This is a genomic window from Paracoccus niistensis (assembly GCF_042432925.1).
In the GTDB taxonomy this organism is placed as follows: domain Bacteria; phylum Pseudomonadota; class Alphaproteobacteria; order Rhodobacterales; family Rhodobacteraceae; genus Paracoccus; species Paracoccus niistensis.
In genome coordinates this window covers 80,461-97,450 of sequence record NZ_JBHLWE010000002.1, presented here as the reverse complement: position 1 = coordinate 97,450, position 16,990 = coordinate 80,461, and the positions used below count along the sequence as shown (strand labels likewise).

The 16,990-nt window shown below is 70.7% G+C and carries 18 protein-coding genes; 11 read left to right on the top strand and 7 right to left on the bottom strand.

Annotation, left to right across the window (positions count from 1 at the left end; all coding sequences use genetic code 11):
• Nucleotides 1-10 precede the first annotated feature (10 nt).
• Entirely contained in the window at nt 11-1,240 is a 1,230-nt protein-coding gene (locus ACFFII_RS00585; protein WP_377696936.1) for a glycosyltransferase, read from the top strand.
• A 51-nt stretch (nt 1,241-1,291) separates the two neighbouring features.
• Here the strand turns inward: ACFFII_RS00585 and ACFFII_RS00580 are convergent, their stop codons facing one another.
• From ACFFII_RS00580 to ACFFII_RS00565, 4 genes are all read right to left on the bottom strand, one after another.
• Complete coding sequence (locus ACFFII_RS00580; protein WP_377696934.1) at nt 1,292-1,957, bottom strand: lytic transglycosylase domain-containing protein; 666 nt, start codon at nt 1,955-1,957, stop codon at nt 1,292-1,294.
• Between the two features lie 136 nt (nt 1,958-2,093).
• Entirely contained in the window at nt 2,094-2,609 is a 516-nt protein-coding gene (gene ssb, locus ACFFII_RS00575; protein WP_377696932.1) for a single-stranded DNA-binding protein, read from the bottom strand.
• A gap of 67 nt (nt 2,610-2,676) precedes the next feature.
• Entirely contained in the window at nt 2,677-3,777 is a 1,101-nt protein-coding gene (gene aroB, locus ACFFII_RS00570) for a 3-dehydroquinate synthase (RefSeq protein WP_377696930.1), read from the bottom strand.
• Entirely contained in the window at nt 3,774-4,337 is a 564-nt protein-coding gene (locus ACFFII_RS00565) for a shikimate kinase (RefSeq protein WP_377696929.1), read from the bottom strand. Before ACFFII_RS00565 ends, aroB begins: the two co-directional genes overlap by 4 nt.
• A gap of 164 nt (nt 4,338-4,501) precedes the next feature.
• On the opposite strand from ACFFII_RS00565, the gene ACFFII_RS00560 reads away from it, so the two are divergent.
• The 9 genes from ACFFII_RS00560 to aat all read left to right on the top strand — a co-directional run bounded on the left by ACFFII_RS00560 (nt 4,502) and on the right by aat (nt 14,300).
• Nucleotides 4,502-4,726, top strand: coding sequence for a hypothetical protein (locus tag ACFFII_RS00560; RefSeq protein WP_377696927.1), 225 nt, complete (start codon nt 4,502-4,504; stop codon nt 4,724-4,726).
• Nucleotides 4,713-6,326, top strand: coding sequence for a hypothetical protein (locus tag ACFFII_RS00555; RefSeq protein WP_377696926.1), 1,614 nt, complete (start codon nt 4,713-4,715; stop codon nt 6,324-6,326). Before ACFFII_RS00560 ends, ACFFII_RS00555 begins: the two co-directional genes overlap by 14 nt.
• Complete coding sequence (locus ACFFII_RS00550) at nt 6,323-7,348, top strand: tyrosine recombinase (RefSeq protein ID WP_377696925.1); 1,026 nt, start codon at nt 6,323-6,325, stop codon at nt 7,346-7,348. Before ACFFII_RS00555 ends, ACFFII_RS00550 begins: the two co-directional genes overlap by 4 nt.
• A 183-nt stretch (nt 7,349-7,531) precedes the next feature.
• A complete protein-coding gene (gene tkt / locus ACFFII_RS00545) occupies nt 7,532-9,553 on the top strand; it encodes a transketolase (RefSeq protein ID WP_377696924.1) in 2,022 nt (673 codons plus the stop codon).
• 112 nt (nt 9,554-9,665) lie between these two features.
• Nucleotides 9,666-10,577, top strand: a complete 912-nt coding sequence (locus ACFFII_RS00540) for a DMT family transporter (protein WP_377696923.1) — start codon at nt 9,666-9,668, stop codon at nt 10,575-10,577.
• On the top strand, nt 10,574-11,557 hold the full coding sequence (locus ACFFII_RS00535; protein WP_377696922.1) for a lysophospholipid acyltransferase family protein: 984 nt from the start codon (nt 10,574-10,576) through the stop codon (nt 11,555-11,557). The genes ACFFII_RS00540 and ACFFII_RS00535 overlap by 4 nt, the downstream gene beginning before the upstream one ends.
• A gap of 51 nt (nt 11,558-11,608) precedes the next feature.
• Nucleotides 11,609-12,121 carry an acetyl-CoA carboxylase biotin carboxyl carrier protein gene (accB, locus tag ACFFII_RS00530; protein WP_377696921.1) on the top strand — a complete coding sequence of 171 codons (513 nt, stop codon included), beginning with the start codon at nt 11,609-11,611 and terminating at the stop codon, nt 12,119-12,121.
• A 9-nt stretch (nt 12,122-12,130) separates the two neighbouring features.
• Nucleotides 12,131-13,486: an acetyl-CoA carboxylase biotin carboxylase subunit gene (gene accC, locus ACFFII_RS00525; RefSeq protein WP_377696920.1), complete on the top strand. Its 1,356-nt coding sequence runs from the start codon at nt 12,131-12,133 to the stop codon at nt 13,484-13,486.
• Nucleotides 13,487-13,583: 97 nt separating this feature from the next.
• Nucleotides 13,584-14,300 (top strand): leucyl/phenylalanyl-tRNA--protein transferase, encoded by a 717-nt coding sequence (gene aat, locus ACFFII_RS00520; protein ID WP_377696919.1) that lies wholly within the window; start codon nt 13,584-13,586, stop codon nt 14,298-14,300.
• Here aat and ACFFII_RS00515 read toward each other — a convergent pair.
• From ACFFII_RS00515 to ACFFII_RS00505, 3 genes are read right to left on the bottom strand one after another with little or no spacing between them, the layout of a single operon-like run.
• Nucleotides 14,207-14,746, bottom strand: coding sequence for a DUF2155 domain-containing protein (locus ACFFII_RS00515; protein ID WP_377696918.1), 540 nt, complete (start codon nt 14,744-14,746; stop codon nt 14,207-14,209). The genes aat and ACFFII_RS00515 overlap by 94 nt on opposite strands.
• Complete coding sequence (gene mlaD, locus ACFFII_RS00510; protein ID WP_377696917.1) at nt 14,743-15,216, bottom strand: outer membrane lipid asymmetry maintenance protein MlaD; 474 nt, start codon at nt 15,214-15,216, stop codon at nt 14,743-14,745. The genes ACFFII_RS00515 and mlaD overlap by 4 nt, the downstream gene beginning before the upstream one ends.
• 4 nt (nt 15,217-15,220) lie before the next feature.
• Entirely contained in the window at nt 15,221-15,595 is a 375-nt protein-coding gene (locus ACFFII_RS00505) for an NADH:ubiquinone oxidoreductase subunit NDUFA12 (protein WP_377696916.1), read from the bottom strand.
• A gap of 151 nt (nt 15,596-15,746) precedes the next feature.
• Between ACFFII_RS00505 and ACFFII_RS00500 the strand changes: the two genes are divergently transcribed.
• The gene (locus tag ACFFII_RS00500) at nt 15,747-16,919 is read left to right on the top strand and encodes an NAD(P)/FAD-dependent oxidoreductase (RefSeq protein WP_377696915.1); all 1,173 of its coding nucleotides are present in this window, start codon (nt 15,747-15,749) and stop codon (nt 16,917-16,919) included.
• Nucleotides 16,920-16,990: the final 71 nt, after the last annotated feature.

Here is a 16,990-nt window from a genome sequence, read left to right as displayed (position 1 = left end):
GGACCCCATCGTGCTTGATCCCGCTGTCCTTGACGCCGCCCTCGATCCTGTCGGGACAAAGGGCTCCTCTCCCCTGCCGACCCTTGGCGGAGTGCAGAAATCCCGTCCCTCGCGGATCGTCGCCGTCTCGGACTTCTGCTCGCAGGTTCCGCCCGAACCCTGCGCACCGCGCGAGCCTGCCCCCGGCGCCCTGCCCCTGCCTGCCGACCGCGCGCAGGTCCGCGTGACCGGCGGCTACCTTGAACGCCTGCCGCTGGCTGCGGTGGCCTCGGGACTAGTGGATGCCGCCGAAATCTGGAGCTTCGCGGGACGCGACGGGGAATCCGACTTCGACAGTGCCCGACCCTGCGGCACCCCCGATCCCGACCGGCCCGGCCTGACCCGCCGCGTCTTCCGGGCAAATGGCCCCGCCCCCTATGGCTCCGCCGAAGCGACGGCCCATGTCGCCGCGACCGGTGCGCCCGACGTGCTCTGCGTCTGGGGCCTTGGCGTCGATGCCGCGCTGATGGAGGCCTGCAAGGGCGCGATCACGATCTACAACTCCATCGACGCGCCCGCGCTGCGGCTGCCGGACGAGGTGGCGCGCCGCTTCGACCTGTTCCTGACGGGGGCCGAGTGGCAGTCGGACGAGATCCGCGCCCGCATTCCCGGCGCGCGCTGCCTGGTGCTGCCCATCGGCCCCGAGTTCGCCTCGGGCGATACCTTCCACCCGACCGGCGCCCCCAAGGACCGCGACGTGGTCTATGTGGCCTGCACTCAGCCCTACAAGCGCCACGACATCCTGTTCGACGCCTTGGAACGCCGTCCCGGCACCTCGGCGCTGCTGGTCGTGGGCTACGGCCACATGACCGAGGAGTTGCGCGCGGACGCCGCCCGCCGGGGGCTGGACGTCGAGATCGTGGGGCCGGTGCCGCATGACGAGGTGAACCGCCAGATCAACCGCGCGCGCATCGGCGTGGTCTGCGGCCAGCATGACGGCGCGCCCGCGATCCTGACGGAATACCAGCTGGCCGGTTTGCCGGTGCTGGCAAATGCGGATCTTGTCTGCGGGCTGCAGTACGTCACGCCCGAAACCGGCCTTGCCGCCGCGCCGGGCGAGGATTTCGCCGCCGCCATGACCCGGCTGATCGAGCGTCACGCCGACTATGACCCCCGCCCCCATGCCTTGGCGCATTGGGGCTGGCCCGCCAGCATCGTCCGGCTGAAGGCCGAGATCGACGCGATCCGGGCAGGACGCTGAACGAAAAAGGGCCGCCCCCGGCGGCCCCGCAGTAGTGCTGGCGTCGGCGGCTCAGCCGCCGGCGATGATGCGGACGTAGTTGCGCGTCTCGCGATAGGGCGGGATGCCCTTGTGCTTGGTGACGGCGCCCGGCCCGGCGTTGTAGGCCGCCAGCGCCAGCCGCCAGTCGCCGAATGTGTTGTACATCATCTTGAGATAACGCGCCCCGCCGTCCAGGTTCTGCACCGGGTCATGCGGATTCACGCCAAGCTTGGCGGCGGTCGCGGGCATCAGCTGCGCCAGCCCCGTCGCGCCCTTGTGCGAGCGCGCGCCCGCGTTCCAGCCCGATTCCTGCTGCACCAGCCGCAGGAACAGGTCTTCGGGGATGCCGTGCTTGCGGGCGGCCGCGCGGGCATGGGGCAGGTACTTGCTGCGCTGGTTGCCGGTATAGCGCGGGATCGCCCCGTTCGAGGTCGAGGCGCGGCCATCCAGGCTGATGACCGTCACGGTGCGCGACTTGCCCGTTTCCGGCCGCAGCTTCTGCGAGCGCTGGTATTGCGCGGCCAGCCGGGTGTCCATCAGCTGGGTCTGGCGCTGGAACTGCGTCGTCCTCGACTTCGAGGACGCCCCCCCCAGCCTGAGCCCCTCGGCCTGCGCAGGAACGGCCACCGCAAGGCCGGCAACGGCCAGCGTGGCGACCTTGACCAGCCGCGCCACGTTCACGATCACTGCACTCATCCGGGAAACTCCCTCGCCGTTTATCGTTTTGAGGGGAACGATACCCGAAACGAGCCGCACCGCCAGTCGCCGCATGCCCGCGCGGCAGAAAGGCTGTGCGCCATCGGCAACATTCTGCCGACCGGCGCACATCTTCTCAGAAGGGGATTTCGTCGTCGAAATCCGGCGCGCCGCGACCCGCGCCGCCCCCGCCCGAACCCGAGCGCGCACCGCCGCCGCCCGAGCCGCCGCGGTCGTAGTCGCCGTAGCCCTCGTTATAGCCGCCACCCTGGCTGCCACCGCCACCGCCGCCGCCCTGGCCGCGGCCGTCGAGCATCTGCAGCTCGCTGCGGAAGGGGCGCAGGGCAACCTCGGTCGAATAGCGGTCGGCCCCCGACTGGTCCTGCCATTTGCGGGTTTCCAGCTGGCCCTCGATATAGACCTTCATGCCCTTCTTCAGGTACTGCTCGGCCACGCGGACCAGCGGTTCGGAATGGATGACGACCGAGTGCCATTCGGTGCGCTCGCGCCGCTCGCCCGAGTTGCGGTCCTTCCACTGCTCGGACGTGGCGATGCGCAGGTTGGCGATCTTGCCGCCGTTCTGGAAGGTGCGGATTTCCGGGTCCTGGCCCAGATTGCCGACCAGGATGACCTTGTTGACGCTGCCTGCCATGTGCGGCTCCTTCAGGGGTATCGAATCCGCTCTTACTAGCGCGATGGTTAACGGGCGGTAAAGCCGATCATCGATCCTGCGAAAGCGTCGCGGCGATCGCCGCCGGGTCGATGTCCGAGGCGACGCAAGCCTGCCCGATCCCGCGCGCGAGGATCAGCCGCAGCCGCCCGTCCACGACCTTCTTGTCCTGCCCCATCAGGGCGATCAGCCCCGCGTCGTCGGGCAGATCGCCCGGGATGTCGGACAGCCGCGCAGGCATCCCCATTGCCGCGAGATGCGCGCCGACGCGGCTCGGGTCCTCCTGCGGGCAAAGCCCCAGCCGCGCCGACAGGTCGAAGGCCAGAGCGCAGCCGATGGCCACGCCCTCGCCATGCAGCAGGCGGTCGGAATAGCCCGTCGCGGCCTCGAGCGCGTGCCCGAAGGTGTGGCCGAGATTCAGCAGTGCGCGGTCGCCCTGCTCGGTCTCGTCGCGGGCGACGATGTCGGCCTTCATGGCGACGGAATGGGCGACGGCATGGATCAGGGCCTCTTGGTCCTGGCGCAGACGCGGGCCGTTCTCCTCGAGCCATGCGAAGAAATCCGCATCCCCCAGCAGGCCGTATTTCACCACCTCGCCATAGCCCGCGCGAAAGTCGCGATCGGGCAGCGTCGCCAGCACGTCCGTGTCGGCCAGCACGAGGCTCGGCTGGTGGAAGGCGCCGATCAGGTTCTTGCCCTGCGGCGAGTTGATGCCCGTCTTGCCACCCACGGAACTGTCCACCTGCGCCAGCAGCGTCGTCGGCAGCTGCACGAAGCGCACGCCGCGCCGCAGGATCGCCGCCGCGAAGCCGGCCAGGTCGCCGATGACCCCCCCGCCCAACGCGATCACGATATCGCGCCGCTCGATCCGCTCGGCCAGCAGCCATTCGACCGCGCGGCCCAGGTGGTCCCAGCTTTTCGTGGCCTCGCCGGCAGGCAGCGCCAGCGCCGCGGAGGCGATGCCCGCGCGGTCCAGCGCCGCCGTCAGCGCAGGCAGGTGCAGGGCCGCGACCCGCTCATCCGTCAGGATCGCCACACGCGGGCGCGACAGCAGCGGCGCGATCTCGTCGCCCGCGCGGGCGATCAGGCCGGGGCCGATGCGGACCTCGTAGGAACGGTCGCCCAGCCTGACGGGGACGGTGCGGATCATGCGGGCTCCAGGATATCGGGACGATGGGCGCGAAGGGCGTCGAGCACGCGCGTGGCGGTGGCTTCGACCGAATCGCTGTCCTGCACGGCCACGGTGACGTCGGCCAGTGCATAGACGGGGGCGCGCTCGGCCAGCAGGCGTTCCAGCGTGCCGCGCGGATCGGGCGTCTGCAGAAGCGGGCGGGTGGGTTTCTGCTTCACCCGCCGCCACAGCGTCGAAAGCTTGCAGTCGAGCCAGACCGACACCCCCGCCCCTGCGACAAGGGCGCGGTTCTCGGGGCGCATCCAGGCGCCGCCCCCGGTCGAGACGACGCCGGGCGGGCCGCGCAGCACGCGGGCCAGCACCTCGGATTCGCGGGCGCGGAAGAACTCCTCGCCGTCGCGGGCGAAGATCTCGGGGATGGTGGCGGCGGCGGCGGCCTGGATCTCGGTGTCGGTGTCGCGCACGGGCACGCCCAGGCGGCGGCCGAGTTCGGCCCCCACCGCCGACTTGCCAGCCCCCATCATGCCGATCAGCACGATGCTGCGTTTCACCGATCCCGCCCTGCGCGCACCACTCATGCCCGCTGAATGACGCGAGTTTTATCGAAACGCCATATGGTTTTCGCCACACCACCCCGGTCCCTGTCGGGGTCGCGGCTTTCGCCCGGGCGCGCGAAAGGGTATCGAGGATGGAAAAAGACCCTTCGCCCACGAGGCCGGGGCTGCGGACGAAAGGACAGACCATGCGGCTGCTGAAACTGATCGCCTTCCTTGTCGTGGCGGCTTTGATCGCGCTGGTGGGGTATGCCTATTTCGGCGACATGGCCGCGGATTCGCGGCAGATGCGGGTGCCGGTGGAACTGGACCTCGACCTGCCCGCCGCAGCACCTGCCGCCGCCACCCCGGCGCCTGCCGCGCCAGCCTCCGACACCCCGGAAGAGCCGAGCGATCCCGATGCGCTGGACTGACCTGACCCTTCTGGCGGCGCTGGCCGCCCTGCCTTCGGGCGCGGCACTGGCGCAGGGGCCGAGGGAACCTGCCGCGGCCAGCGACTGGCTGAAGGGCACCGCTCCCGCCAAGCCCCCCGTGACCGGCTGGCGCCCCGGCGACAGCGTGCCATTCGAGGCGCAGCGCCTGCGTCCCGTGGCGCCGGTCGCCCGCCCCGCGACCCTGAAGCCGCCGCGCGCGCTTGCGACGACCGCCGCCCCGCCGCCCGTGGGAGTCACGCGGCTGTCGGACGGCAACCCCGACACCAAGGGCGCCATCAGGGCCGAGGCCGCGCGTCTGCCCCGTGACCTCTGGGGTGCAGCCCCCGCAGGCCAGGTGGCCGAGGCGATCGCTGCTGCCAACCCGCGCCTGGCCGCGAACCGCGCGCTGCTCCAGCGCATCCTGACGGCACAGCTTGCGCCGCCCGCCGGCGCGGCCGGGGACGAGGGTCGGCTGTTTCTGGCCCGGGTGGACCGGCTGATCGCGGCCGGACGGCTGGAGGACGCCGAGGCAATGCTGCAATCGGCGGGCTGGACCGACGGGCCGCGCTTTGCCCGGCGCTTCGAGATCGCCCTTCTGCGCGACACCACCGACGAGGCCTGTGCCGTGATGGGCCAGCGCCCCGGCCTCGCCCCGGACCTGGGCGCGCGCATCTATTGCCTCGCCCGGCTGGGGGACTGGAGCGCGGCCGCCCTGACGCTGCACGGCGCCCGCGCCGCCGGCCTCATCGAGCCGCAGACGCTCGCGCTGCTCGAACGCTTCCTGGACGACGGTTCGGCGGATCTGAGCGACGCGCTGCCCGACCCGGCGCAGGTCACCCCGCTGGAATTCCGGCTGTTCGAGGCGATCGGCCAGCCCCTGTCCACGGCCGAGCTGCCCCTGTCCTTCGCCTGGGCGGACCTGAACGGTAACGCGGGCTGGAAGGCGCGGCTGGATGCGGCCGAGCGGCTGGCCCGCGCGGGTGCCATGGACCCGGCGCCGCTGGCGGCGGCCTATCTGGACCAACGCCCGGCTGCCTCGGGTGGCGTCTGGGACCGCGCGGCCGCGTTTCAGCGGATCGAGGCTGCGCTGGATGCGGGCGACACGGCGGCAATCTCGGCCGAGCTGCCGCAGGCGGCCTCTCTGTTCCTCGAGGCCGGGCTGATCGTCCCCTTCGCGCGGCTGGTGGGTCCCGGCCTTTCCGGCCTGACGCTGGACCCCGAAGCCGCCGAGGCCGCCGCGCACCTGCGCCTGCTGGTCGGGCTGCCGGAAACGCCGGGCGCCGACCTGCCCGCGCCCGACCGCGCGCTGATCGCGTTGGCGGCGGGCGATCCCGACGCAGCGGCGGCCTTCCCGCAGGGCAGCGCGGGCGCCGCCCATGCCGAGGCGCTGGCGGCCGAGCCCATGGCCGAGGCGCCGCCCGAGGGGCGCGGCCTTGCCCTGCTGGCTGCGATGGCCGACGTGGACGCAGGGCTTGATGGCGACGTTGCGCGCGCCAGCGCCGGCCTGCGCCGGATGGCCGAGCTTGGCCAGCCCTCGGACGCGCAGCAGGCGGCAGTCGAGCTGCTGCTGACCGAGCACATGGGCGGTCCGCGCAGGTGAGCACGCAGCGCCGCCCCGGCCGCCCGCCCGCACGGCAGGACAAGGGCCGCGCCGAAGACCTGCGCCGGATTGAGGCTTTCCTGGACGCCCAGGCGGCCGAGGCGGGGGCCGCGCGCAACACCCTTCTGGCCTATGGCCGCGACCTGGCCGACCTGGCCGCCTGGACCGCGCGGCACGGCCTGACGCTTGCCGCGATCACCCGCGACGATATCGAAGCCTACCTGTCGACCTGCGAGGCCGAGGGCCTGTCCCGCGCCACCCGCGCCCGCCGCCTGTCCGCCATCCGCCAGTTCACCCGCTTTTCCTTGGACGAGGGCTGGCGCGACGACGACCCGGCGATCCGGCTGTCCGGCCCCGGCCGCAGCCAGCGCCTGCCCAAGGTGCTGTCTCAGGCCGAGGTCGGCCGCCTGCTCGATGCCGTCCAGACCCACGGCGCGACGCCCGAGGACCGCGCCCGGAACACCGCCGCGATGGAGCTGATCTATGCCACGGGGATGCGGGTCAGCGAACTGGTGTCCCTGCCCGTCGCTGCGGTGCGTGGCGACCCCGAACTGCTGCTGATCCGCGGCAAGGGCGGAAAGGAACGCATGGTTCCGCTGACCGGCCCCGCCCGCGCGGCACTCGCCCGCTGGCTGGCGCTGCGCGACAGCGCCCCCGCCGACAGCGCCCTAGGCAGGCTGGCCGCGGGCAAGGGCGCGCGCTGGCTGTTTCCGGCCGCCAGCGCGGCGGGGCACATGACCCGGCAGGCCTTCCACGGGATGCTTGCCAATCTCGCCGCCGCCGCGGGCCTGCCGCCCGGCAAGGTCACGCCCCATGTCCTGCGCCACGCCTTCGCCACGCATCTGCTGGAAGGGGGCGCCGACCTGCGCGCGATCCAGACGCTGCTGGGTCACGCGGATCTCGGCACGACGGAGATCTACACCCACGTCCTCGACGAGCGGATGCGCGAACTGGTGCTGAACCATCACCCCCTCGCACAGCCGCCACTGTCCAAGGACACCCAGGCTCCATCTTCTTCGTGAAAACATCCAAGGCTTCCGAGCGCCTGGAGAACAGTCCCGTGGACTGTTTCCAGCGAGGAAGGTGCGAAGCCCGAGCGGGGCCGGCCCCCGCCCCACGCCGCCGCGTCAGCACGCCCGTTTGCCTTGCAACCAAGCCGGCCTCTGCCTATCACCCGCCCTGACATTCTTGCCCGGAGCCGCCCCATGCCCCTCACCGCGCGCCGCCTTGCCGATCCCGATCATTGGAGCCTCGCCAGCGCGATCCGCGTGCTGTCCATGGATGCGGTGGAAGCCGCGAACTCGGGCCATCCCGGCATGCCCATGGGCATGGCCGATGTCGCCACCGTGCTGTGGCGCAAGCATCTCAAGTTCGACGCCTCGGCGCCCCACTGGTTCGACCGCGACCGCTTCATCCTGTCGGCGGGCCACGGGTCGATGCTGATCTATTCGCTGCTGCACCTGACGGGGTTCGAGCAGATGACGCTCGACCAGATCCGCAACTTCCGCCAGTGGGGCGCGGCGACGGCGGGCCACCCGGAGTACGGCCATGCCGAGGGCGTGGAAACCACCACCGGCCCGCTGGGCCAGGGCCTTGCCACCTCGGTCGGCTTCGCCATGGCCGAAGCCAAGATGCGCGCCGAGTTCGGCGAGGAGCTGTGCGACCACCGCACCTGGGTCATCGCCGGCGACGGCTGCCTGATGGAGGGCATCAGCCAGGAGGCGATCACCCTGGCCGGGCACCTCAAGCTCGGCCGCCTGATCGTCCTGTGGGACGACAACAAGATCACCATCGACGGCGCGGTGTCGCTGTCGGATTCGACCGACCAGCTCAAGCGGTTCGAGGCGGCCGGCTGGCGCACGCTGTCCTGCGACGGCCATGACCCGGCGGACATTGACCGGGCGCTGACTGCCGCGAAAGAGGACGACGGCCGCCCGGTGCTGGTCGCCTGCAACACCACCATCGGCTATGGCTCGGCCAAGAAAGGCGGCACCTCGGGCGTCCACGGCTCGCCGCTGGGGGCCGAGGAAATCGCGGCCACCCGCCTCGCCTATGCATGGGAACACGAGCCCTTCGACCTGCCCGACGAACTCGTCGCCCGCTGGCGCGAGATCGGCGCGCGCGGCCGCGCCGACCGCGAGGCCTGGGCCGCCCGCGTCGATGCCTTGCCCGACACCCAGCGCAACGCCTTCGCCTCGCGCGTGGCCGGAGAGCCGAACGAGGTTCTCGCCCCCGCCATCGCCGCGCTGAAGCAGAAGGCCAGCACCGAAAAGCCCAAGGTCGCCACCCGCAAGGCGTCCGAGATGGTGCTGGAAGTGGTCAACCCGATCCTGCCCGAAACCATCGGCGGCTCGGCGGACCTGACCGGGTCCAACAACACCAGGACCCGCGACCTCGGCATCTTCGACGCGCAGAACCGCGCCGGGCGCTATGTCCACTGGGGCATCCGCGAACACGGCATGGCGGCGGCGATGAACGGCCTCGCCCTGCACGGCGGCTTCCGTCCCTATGGCGGCACCTTCCTGGCCTTCACCGATTATGCCCGGGGCGCGATGCGGTTGTCGGCGCTGATGGGCGTTCCGGTCGTCTATGTGATGACGCACGACTCGATCGGCCTCGGCGAGGACGGCCCGACCCACCAGCCGGTGGAACACCTGGCCATGCTGCGCGCAACGCCCAACACCTGGACCTTCCGCCCCGCCGACGTGGTGGAAACGGCCGAGGCCTGGGAACTGGCGCTGACGACCGACTCGACGCCTTCGGTCCTCGCGCTGTCGCGGCAGAACCTGCCGACCGTCCGCACGGAACACACGGCCGAGAACCTGACCGCCAAGGGCGCCTACATTCTCCGCGAGGCCTCGGCTGAGCCGAAGGCGGTCCTGATGGCCTCGGGCTCCGAGGTCGAGATCGCCGTCAAGGCCGCCGAGGCGCTGGAGGCCGAGGGCACGCCCACCCGCGTCGTCTCTGTTCCCTGCATGGAACTGTTCCGCGACCAGCCCGAGGACTACCGCGCCGAGGTCCTGCCCGAAGGCCCGGTCCGCGTCGCCATCGAGGCCGCCGTCCGCCAGCCCTGGGAGTGGCTGCTTCTTGGCGAGCGCGGCAGCTGGAAGCGCGCCGATTTCGTCGGCATGACCGGCTTCGGCGCCTCGGCCCCGGCTGACCGGCTTTACAAGGAGTTCGGCATCACGCCCGAAGCCACGGTGGCAAAGGTCAAGGCGCTGCTGTGATCCCCGCGACGCAGCCCTGCCGCATGGTTCCTCGCGCGGCAGGCTGTCTTTCGGCCCCAAATATCCCTCGCAGAGCGTCCGGCCATGGTGCCGGGCGCATGGGTCCACCCTGATGACGACCCTGCAAACCGAAACGGTCAGGGTCGCGAAACCCCGCTATTCGCAGCAGTCGCTGGGCATCCTCACGCTGCTCGGCTCGGTCTTCCTGTTCACGCTGATGGACGCGACCGGCAAGCACCTGACGCAGGCGGGCTATCACCCAGGCCAGATCATCTGGTGCCGCATGGCGCTGAACCTGATCATCGTCACGGTGGTGCTGGCCCCGCGCCTGAAACAGGTCGCGCGCTCGGCCTCGCCGTTGCTGCAGGTGGGCCGGGGGCTGACGCAGCTTGCCTCGATCGGGCTGTTCTTCACGGCGCTGCCCTTCATCGGGCTCGCCGAGGCGACGGCCATCATGGACATCAACCCGGTCCTGATCACGCTTGGCGCCGCGCTGTTCCTGGGCGAACGGATCGGCCCGCGTCGCGTGGCGGGCATCACCGTGGCGCTGGTGGGCGCGATGATCGTCATCCGCCCCGGCGCGGGCGTCTTCCAGCCCGCCGCCCTGCTGCCGCTGCTGGGGGCCGTCACCTATGCGGCGGGCGCGATCATGACGCGCATGGTGCGGGGGGATGGAACCGCGACCTCGATCCTGTGGGCCACGGGAGTGGCGACGCTTGGCGCGTCCCTGGTGGCGCCCTTCGTCTGGCAGCCCATCGCAAGCGGTGACCTGTGGGCCTTCGCGGCGATGGGGCTGCTTGGCACGCTGGCGCAGGCGCTGCTGATCCGCGCCTTCGCCATGGCCGAGGCTGCCGCCATCGCCCCCTTCGGCTACACCGGGCTGATCTGGGCCGGTCTCTGGGGCTGGCTGTTCTTCGGCGCGGTCCCCGATGGCTGGACGGTCCTCGGCGCCATCGTCATCGTGGCCGCGGGCCTTTACGTCTGGGCGCGCGAGGCGCAAGCCATGCAGGAACCGCAGCGATGACGCAGGGTGACGAGGAGCCGATCCCGCTTGCCGACCGGCTGAGCAGTGGCGCCTTCCGCCTTCTGGTGGGGCTGTTCCTGCTGATGCCCTATCGTCGCCGGGTGCCCGCGATGGGCTGGACCTTCGCCCATGTCGTGGCGCCCCTTGCAGGCTGGCGCAGGCGCATCCGCGACAACCTCGCGCTGGCCTGCCCCGACCTGGCTCCCGCGCAGGTCCGTCGCCTGACCCGCGCCGTCCCGGACAACGCAGGCCGCGCACTGATCGAGATCTACTCGGGGACGGAGTTCACTGCCCGCGTCGGCGCCGAGGACCGGCTGTCCGGGCCCGGCCTGCCCGCGCTGGAACAGGCAGCGGCCGCAGGGCGTCCGGTGATCCTCGCCTGCGCCCATTTCGGCAATTACGACGCCATGCGGGCGGCGCTGGCGGCGCGGGGCTGGAAGGTCGGCGCGCTTTACCGGCCCATGAACAACCGCGCCTTCAACCGCCATTATGTTCCCGCCATCGAGGCCATCGCGCAGCCGCTGTTCCCGCGCGGGCGTGCCGGGCTGGCGGGGATGCTGCGCTTTCTCAAGGGCGGCGGGATGCTGTGCCTCGGCTTCGACCAGTATGACCGGCACGGCGCGACGCTGCGCTTCTTCAGCCTGCCCAGCCAGACCGTGCTGACGCCGGCAGAGCTTGCCCTGCGCTATCATGCGCTGCTGGTCCCCGTTGCGGGCATCCGCCAGCCGGACGGCCTGAGCTTCCGGGTCGAGGTGGGCGAACCCGTCGCCCCCAGCAACCCCGAAACCATGATGCAGGCGCTGAACGACGACCTGGAAGGGCTGGTCCGCGCCCACATGGACCAGTGGTTCTGGGTCCACCGGCGCTGGAAGGACCTGTCGGGGCGCCCCGACGCGGACGATCCCCCGGACCTCGGAGCGCAGGGCCCTTCGGCCGCGCCGCCCGAAACGGTTTCCCTTGCCCCGCGCGAGGGTTTATAACGCCCGGCGAAAACGCCGCGACCCCAGAACGGCCCAAAGGCAGAGAAATAGATGAGCGAGAACGACCAGACCCGGCACCACGCGGGCGACACCGCCTTCATCCAGGCGCTGGCTGAGCTTCTGAACCGCAACGAGCTGACCGAAATCTCGGTCAAGCGGGAATACGGCGAGAACGACCGCCTGACCGTGTCGCTGTCCAAGCATGGCAAGCAGGTGGTCGTTCAGGGTGCGCCCGCGGCCCTGCAGGCGCTGCCCGCGCCGGCTGCGGCTGCCGCCCCCGCCGCTGCTGCCGCCGCACCTGCGGCGGGCCTTGACGATCCGGCCAGCCATCCGGGGGCCGTGACCTCGCCCATGGTCGGCACCGCCTACCTGTCGGCCGAGCCGGGCGCCGCGCCCTTTGTCACCATCGGCCAGCAGGTCGCGGAAGGCGACACGCTGATGATCGTCGAGGCGATGAAGACCATGAACCACATCCCCGCCCCCCGCGCCGGGACCGTGCGGCGCGTCCTGATCGACGACGGCACCCCCGTCGAGTTCGGCACTCCCCTGATGATCGTCGAGTAGGGCCCGCCCATGTTCGACAAGATCCTGATCGCCAACCGCGGCGAGATCGCGCTGCGGGTCATCCGCGCCTGTTCGGAGATGGGCATCGCCTCGGTCGCGGTGCATTCGACCGCCGACAGCGACGCCATGCATGTCCGCATGGCCGATGAATCGATCTGCATCGGCCCGCCGCCGTCCTCGGCCTCGTACCTGTCGATGCCGGCCATCCTGTCGGCCTGCGAGATCACGGGCGCGCAGGCGATCCATCCGGGCTATGGCTTCCTGTCGGAAAACGCCCAGTTCGTGCAGATGGTCGAGGACCACGGCATCACCTTCATCGGCCCGCGCGCGGAACATATCCGCATGATGGGCGACAAGATCACCGCCAAGGAAACCGCCAAGGCGCTGGGCATCCCGGTCGTGCCGGGCTCGGACGGAGGCGTCCCGGACATCGAGACCGCGCGCCGCGTCGCGGCCGGGATCGGCTATCCGGTCATCATCAAGGCCACGGCAGGCGGCGGCGGTCGCGGGATGAAGGTCGCGCAGGACGAAGCCTCGCTTGAGGTCGCCTTCCGCACCGCGCGGGCCGAGGCCAAGGCGGCCTTCGGCAACGACGAGGTGTATATCGAGAAATACCTCCAGCGTCCGCGCCATATCGAGATCCAGGTCTTCGGCGACGGCCGTGGCAATGCCATCCACCTGGGCGAGCGCGACTGCTCGCTGCAGCGCCGCCACCAGAAGGTGCTGGAGGAGGCGCCCGGTCCCGTCATCACCCCCGAACAGCGCGACCGCATCGGCAGGATCTGCGCCGACGCCGTGGCGCGGCTGCAATACGCGGGCGCGGGCACCATCGAGTTCCTGTTCGAGGACGGCGAGTTCTACTTCATCGAGATGAACACCCGCCTTCAGGTGGAACATCCCGTGACCGAGGCGATCTATGGCGTGGACCTCGTGCGCGAGCAGATCCGCGTCGCCGCGGGTGAGTCCATGAGCCTGCGCCAGGACCAGCTGTCGATTCGCGGCCATGCCATCGAGGCGCGGATCAACGCCGAGCGCCTGCCGAACTTCGCGCCCTCTCCGGGCCGGATCAGCCAGTATCACGCGCCGGGCGGCCTGGGTGTGCGGATGGATTCGGCGCTGTATGACGGTTATGTCATCCCGCCCTATTACGACAGCCTGATCGGCAAGCTGATCGTTCACGGACGCGACCGGGCCGAGGCGCTGGCCCGGCTGAACCGCGCCCTGAACGAGCTGATCGTGGACGGCGTGGACACGACCATCCCGTTGTTCTGCGACCTGTTGAAGGAACCGGACATCCAGCGGGGCGACTATTCGATCCACTGGCTGGAACGCTGGCTGGAACGCGAATACGGCAACCGAGGCTAGCCGGGCGGTTGTGCTGCCCGGCAATCCGCGCTTAGCTTTCCCCGGTTTTGTCTGGACGGGGGAAGCTGCCCATGCCGGGAACGCCTGACGGATGCGCATGTCCATGCTGACGGCGGCGATGCTGCTGCGGGGCTATGCGAACGGCGTCTTCCCGATGGCCTATTCGGCCGACGACCCGCAGCTTTACTGGTTTGACCCGCCCCGGCGCGGCATCCTGCCGGTGGGTGGCGTCCATGCGTCGCATTCGCTGCTGCGCAGCCTTGCGCGTGGAGGGTGGAGCGCCGATGCACGCCCCGATTTCGACGTGATCGTTGAGGCCTGCGCGGACCGACCCGAGACCTGGATCAACGCCCCGCTGCGCGACCTTTACGCCGAGCTGCACGCCCTGGGCCACGCCCATGCGCTCGCGGTCATGCAGGAGGGCCGTCTGGCCGGCGGCATCTTCGGGGTAACGCTGGGGGGCGCCTTCTTCGGGGAAAGCATGTTCTCGACCCGGACGAACGGATCGAAGATGGCGCTGATCTGGATCTCGGACCATCTGGCGCGCTGCGGCTTCACGCTGTTCGACACGCAATATCTGACACCCCATCTGGCGAGCATGGGCGGGCGCGAGATCAGCCGTCTCGACTACCAGTCGCGGCTGGGGCGCGCCCTACGCCGGGCCGCCGACTTCCACGCGCAGCCGCTCCGGTCGGCCGAGGCGCTGCTGGCCTTGCTGCGTCAGCCCTCGGCGTCCTCGTCCTCGACAGGCGTGAAGTCCCCGTCCGGGCCCATACCCTCGCCGCCCTCGGGCACGGCCGTGTCAGGCTCGTAGGTCAGATCCGGCCGCGCGGTCCCGGTGCCGTCGTTGCAGCCCACTACCCAGACGTCGTAGCGCGCGTCGTCCAGCGCCGACAGCGCGGGCGACGACGCGATCATCCAGCCGGTGAACAGGGCCGTGCGGCTGCGCAGGTCGGTGATGGTCAGCTGCGCGAAGGCGTCCGATTCGGGATCGTCGGCAGGATAGCGGCATTCGCCCAGCCGCACCTCGAGCCGCCCGAAGGTGACGGCCTCGCCCACGTTCAGCGGCAGGTCCGTGCTTTGCCCCGACACCTTGTCGAGGCCCCGCAGCAACGCGCCCTGTCCTTGGCCGACCCGACCGTCGATCAGAGGGGCCACGGTTTCAGCGCGTGTGCCGGGAGCCACGTCGGTGCTTCGGCTTGTCTGGGCCAGCGCCGGAACCGCTACGGCCAGCGCAAAGGCAAGGCCGAGGCGGATCACGGCTGATCCTCCGCATTATCCCCGCCCGCCTGCGAATCCACGAATTTCATCATCAGCCCCAACAGGCTGACCGCGCCCTGCACGTCCTCGATCTCGTCTCCGGGACCCAGGGTCTCCACCGCGCCGCCCGGCCGCAGCTCGATGTAGGAACCTCCCAGCAGCCCGTCCGACTGGATCAGCGCGGCGCTGTCAGTTGGCAGCACGATGTTCTCGGGCACCCGCAGCTCGGCCTCGGCGTAATAGGTTTCGGGGTTCAGCCGCACGTCCGACACGCGGCCCACGCGCACGCCCGCAAGGCGCACCTCGGTTCCGCGCTCGACCCCGTCCACGTTGGGAAAGGAGGCGACCAGCGGATAGGTGCCCTGCCCGCGCTCGCCCCAGCCGCCGACCGACCAGGCCAGGAAGCCCGCCGCGACGGCCAGCACGGCGGCGCCGACGACCAGCTCGGCCCGTTCCGCGCGTTCGGACATGGCCTTACTCGGGCTGCCAAGCGTCGTAGTCGCGCCGGGCCACCGGCTCGGCCCGGTACAGCGAACCCGCCGGGTGATAGGCTGCCGGCGTGCCGGTCATGTTCGGCACATGCGGCTTTTCCCAAGCCTTGCGCGGCAGGGGCGCGCGGCTGGGCGGCTCGGCATAGGTGTGGGTCAGCCAGCCGCGCCAGTCGGGCGGCACGCGGCTTGCCTCGGCCTCGCCGTTGTAGATCACCCAGCGCCGCTTGCCGCCGGGGGTCTGGTAATAGACGTTGCCCAGTTCATCCTCGCCGACACGGGTTCCATGGCGGGCGGTCCAGACCTGGGTGCCCAGGGTCTGGCCGTTCCACCAGGTCAGCACTCGATCGACGATCCACATGGGGCAACTCCGCTTGAGGCGCGCAATTTGGGCCTTGGTATCGCCGATCCCGGCCCCGAGGTCCAGCGCCTTGCATCTTCGTGAAGCACCCTTGCGCCCGGCAAGGGCTTGGGCAAATCCTGCGCCACCGACGGCAAGGGGGAATTGCAGAGTGACCGAGGTTCTGATCGCGGGCGGCGCGGTGATGGGCGCATCCGTGGCCTTCTGGCTGACCCGGCTGGACCCCGCGCTGCGGGTGACGGTGGTGGAACAGGACCCGACCTACGCCACCTGCTCGACCGCGCTGTCGGCGGCAGGCATCCGCTCGCAGTTCACCAACGAGATCAACGTTGCCATCAGCCGCTTCGGGATCGAGTTCATCCGCGATTTCGCCCGATGGACCGGACCTCAGGGCGGCGTCCCGGACCTCGGGCTGCGCGAGAACGGCTACCTGTTCCTGACCCAGACCGAGACAGGCGCGGTGCAGTTGGAAAGCCTGGCCGCGATGCAGCGCAGCCTTGGCGCCGGGACCGAGGTGCTGGACCGCGCCGGTCTGGCCGCGCGCTTTCCCTGGATGCAGCTCGACGACGTCGTGGCCGGTGCCTTCGGCCCGCGGGACGAGGGCTTCTTCGACAACATGGGCCTGCTGTCGGGGCTGAAGAACGCCGCCCGCGCGGCGGGGGCGGTGTGGGTGACCGACCGCGTGACCGGCTTCGAGCGGGAGGGCGACCGCATCCTGGCCGCGCATCTGGAAAAGGGCGGGCGGCGGCAAGCCGATGTCTTCGTCAACTGCGCGGGTCCGCGCGCGGCGGGGCTGATGCGATCCATGGGCCTCGACCTGCCGGTCGAGCCGCGCAAGCGCACGATCTTCGTGGTCGATGCGCCCGAGGCCCGCCATCCCGACGCGCCGCTGATCATCGATCCTTCGGGCATCTGGATGCGCCCCGAGCATGGCCAGTGGCTGGCCGCGACCGTTCCCGCCACCGACGGCCCCTGCGACGAGGACGACTTCGTCCCCCAGTCCAACCTGTGGGAGGATCACGTCTGGCCCGCCCTCTACGCCCGGGCCGAGGGCTTCGGCGCCGCCCGCGTGATCCGTGAATGGGCAGGGCATTACGCTTATAATAGACTGGACCAGAACGCAATTATTGGCCGCAACCCGCAGGTGCCGAACCTTTACCACGCCAACGGCTTTTCCGGGCACGGACTGCAGCAGGCCCCGGCCGTGGGCCGCGGCATCGCCGAGCAGATCGTGCATGGCGACTGGGTGACGCTGGACCTGTCGCCCCTAGGCGTGCAGCGGGTGCTGGACGGCCAGCCCTTTGCCGAGGCCGCCATCGTCTGAGCCCCGCCGCAGGGCAAGGCCCGGCTTCTCTCGGGCCGCCCCCTGTGGCAAGAGAGGCCGACCTGCAGCCG

Coding starts and splice junctions, on each gene's coding strand:
- ACFFII_RS00580 (WP_377696934.1), bottom strand. CDS start 1,957: ATGAGTGCAGTGATCGTGAACGTGGCGCGGCTGGTCAAGGTCGCCACG.
- ssb (WP_377696932.1), bottom strand. CDS start 2,609: ATGGCAGGCAGCGTCAACAAGGTCATCCTGGTCGGCAATCTGGGCCAG.
- aroB (WP_377696930.1), bottom strand. CDS start 3,777: ATGATCCGCACCGTCCCCGTCAGGCTGGGCGACCGTTCCTACGAGGTC.
- ACFFII_RS00565 (WP_377696929.1), bottom strand. CDS start 4,337: ATGAGTGGTGCGCGCAGGGCGGGATCGGTGAAACGCAGCATCGTGCTG.
- ACFFII_RS00560 (WP_377696927.1), top strand. CDS start 4,502: ATGCGGCTGCTGAAACTGATCGCCTTCCTTGTCGTGGCGGCTTTGATC.
- ACFFII_RS00555 (WP_377696926.1), top strand. CDS start 4,713: ATGCGCTGGACTGACCTGACCCTTCTGGCGGCGCTGGCCGCCCTGCCT.
- tkt (WP_377696924.1), top strand. CDS start 7,532: ATGCCCCTCACCGCGCGCCGCCTTGCCGATCCCGATCATTGGAGCCTC.
- ACFFII_RS00540 (WP_377696923.1), top strand. CDS start 9,666: ATGACGACCCTGCAAACCGAAACGGTCAGGGTCGCGAAACCCCGCTAT.
- ACFFII_RS00535 (WP_377696922.1), top strand. CDS start 10,574: ATGACGCAGGGTGACGAGGAGCCGATCCCGCTTGCCGACCGGCTGAGC.
- accB (WP_377696921.1), top strand. CDS start 11,609: ATGAGCGAGAACGACCAGACCCGGCACCACGCGGGCGACACCGCCTTC.
- accC (WP_377696920.1), top strand. CDS start 12,131: ATGTTCGACAAGATCCTGATCGCCAACCGCGGCGAGATCGCGCTGCGG.
- aat (WP_377696919.1), top strand. CDS start 13,584: ATGTCCATGCTGACGGCGGCGATGCTGCTGCGGGGCTATGCGAACGGC.
- mlaD (WP_377696917.1), bottom strand. CDS start 15,216: ATGTCCGAACGCGCGGAACGGGCCGAGCTGGTCGTCGGCGCCGCCGTG.
- ACFFII_RS00505 (WP_377696916.1), bottom strand. CDS start 15,595: ATGTGGATCGTCGATCGAGTGCTGACCTGGTGGAACGGCCAGACCCTG.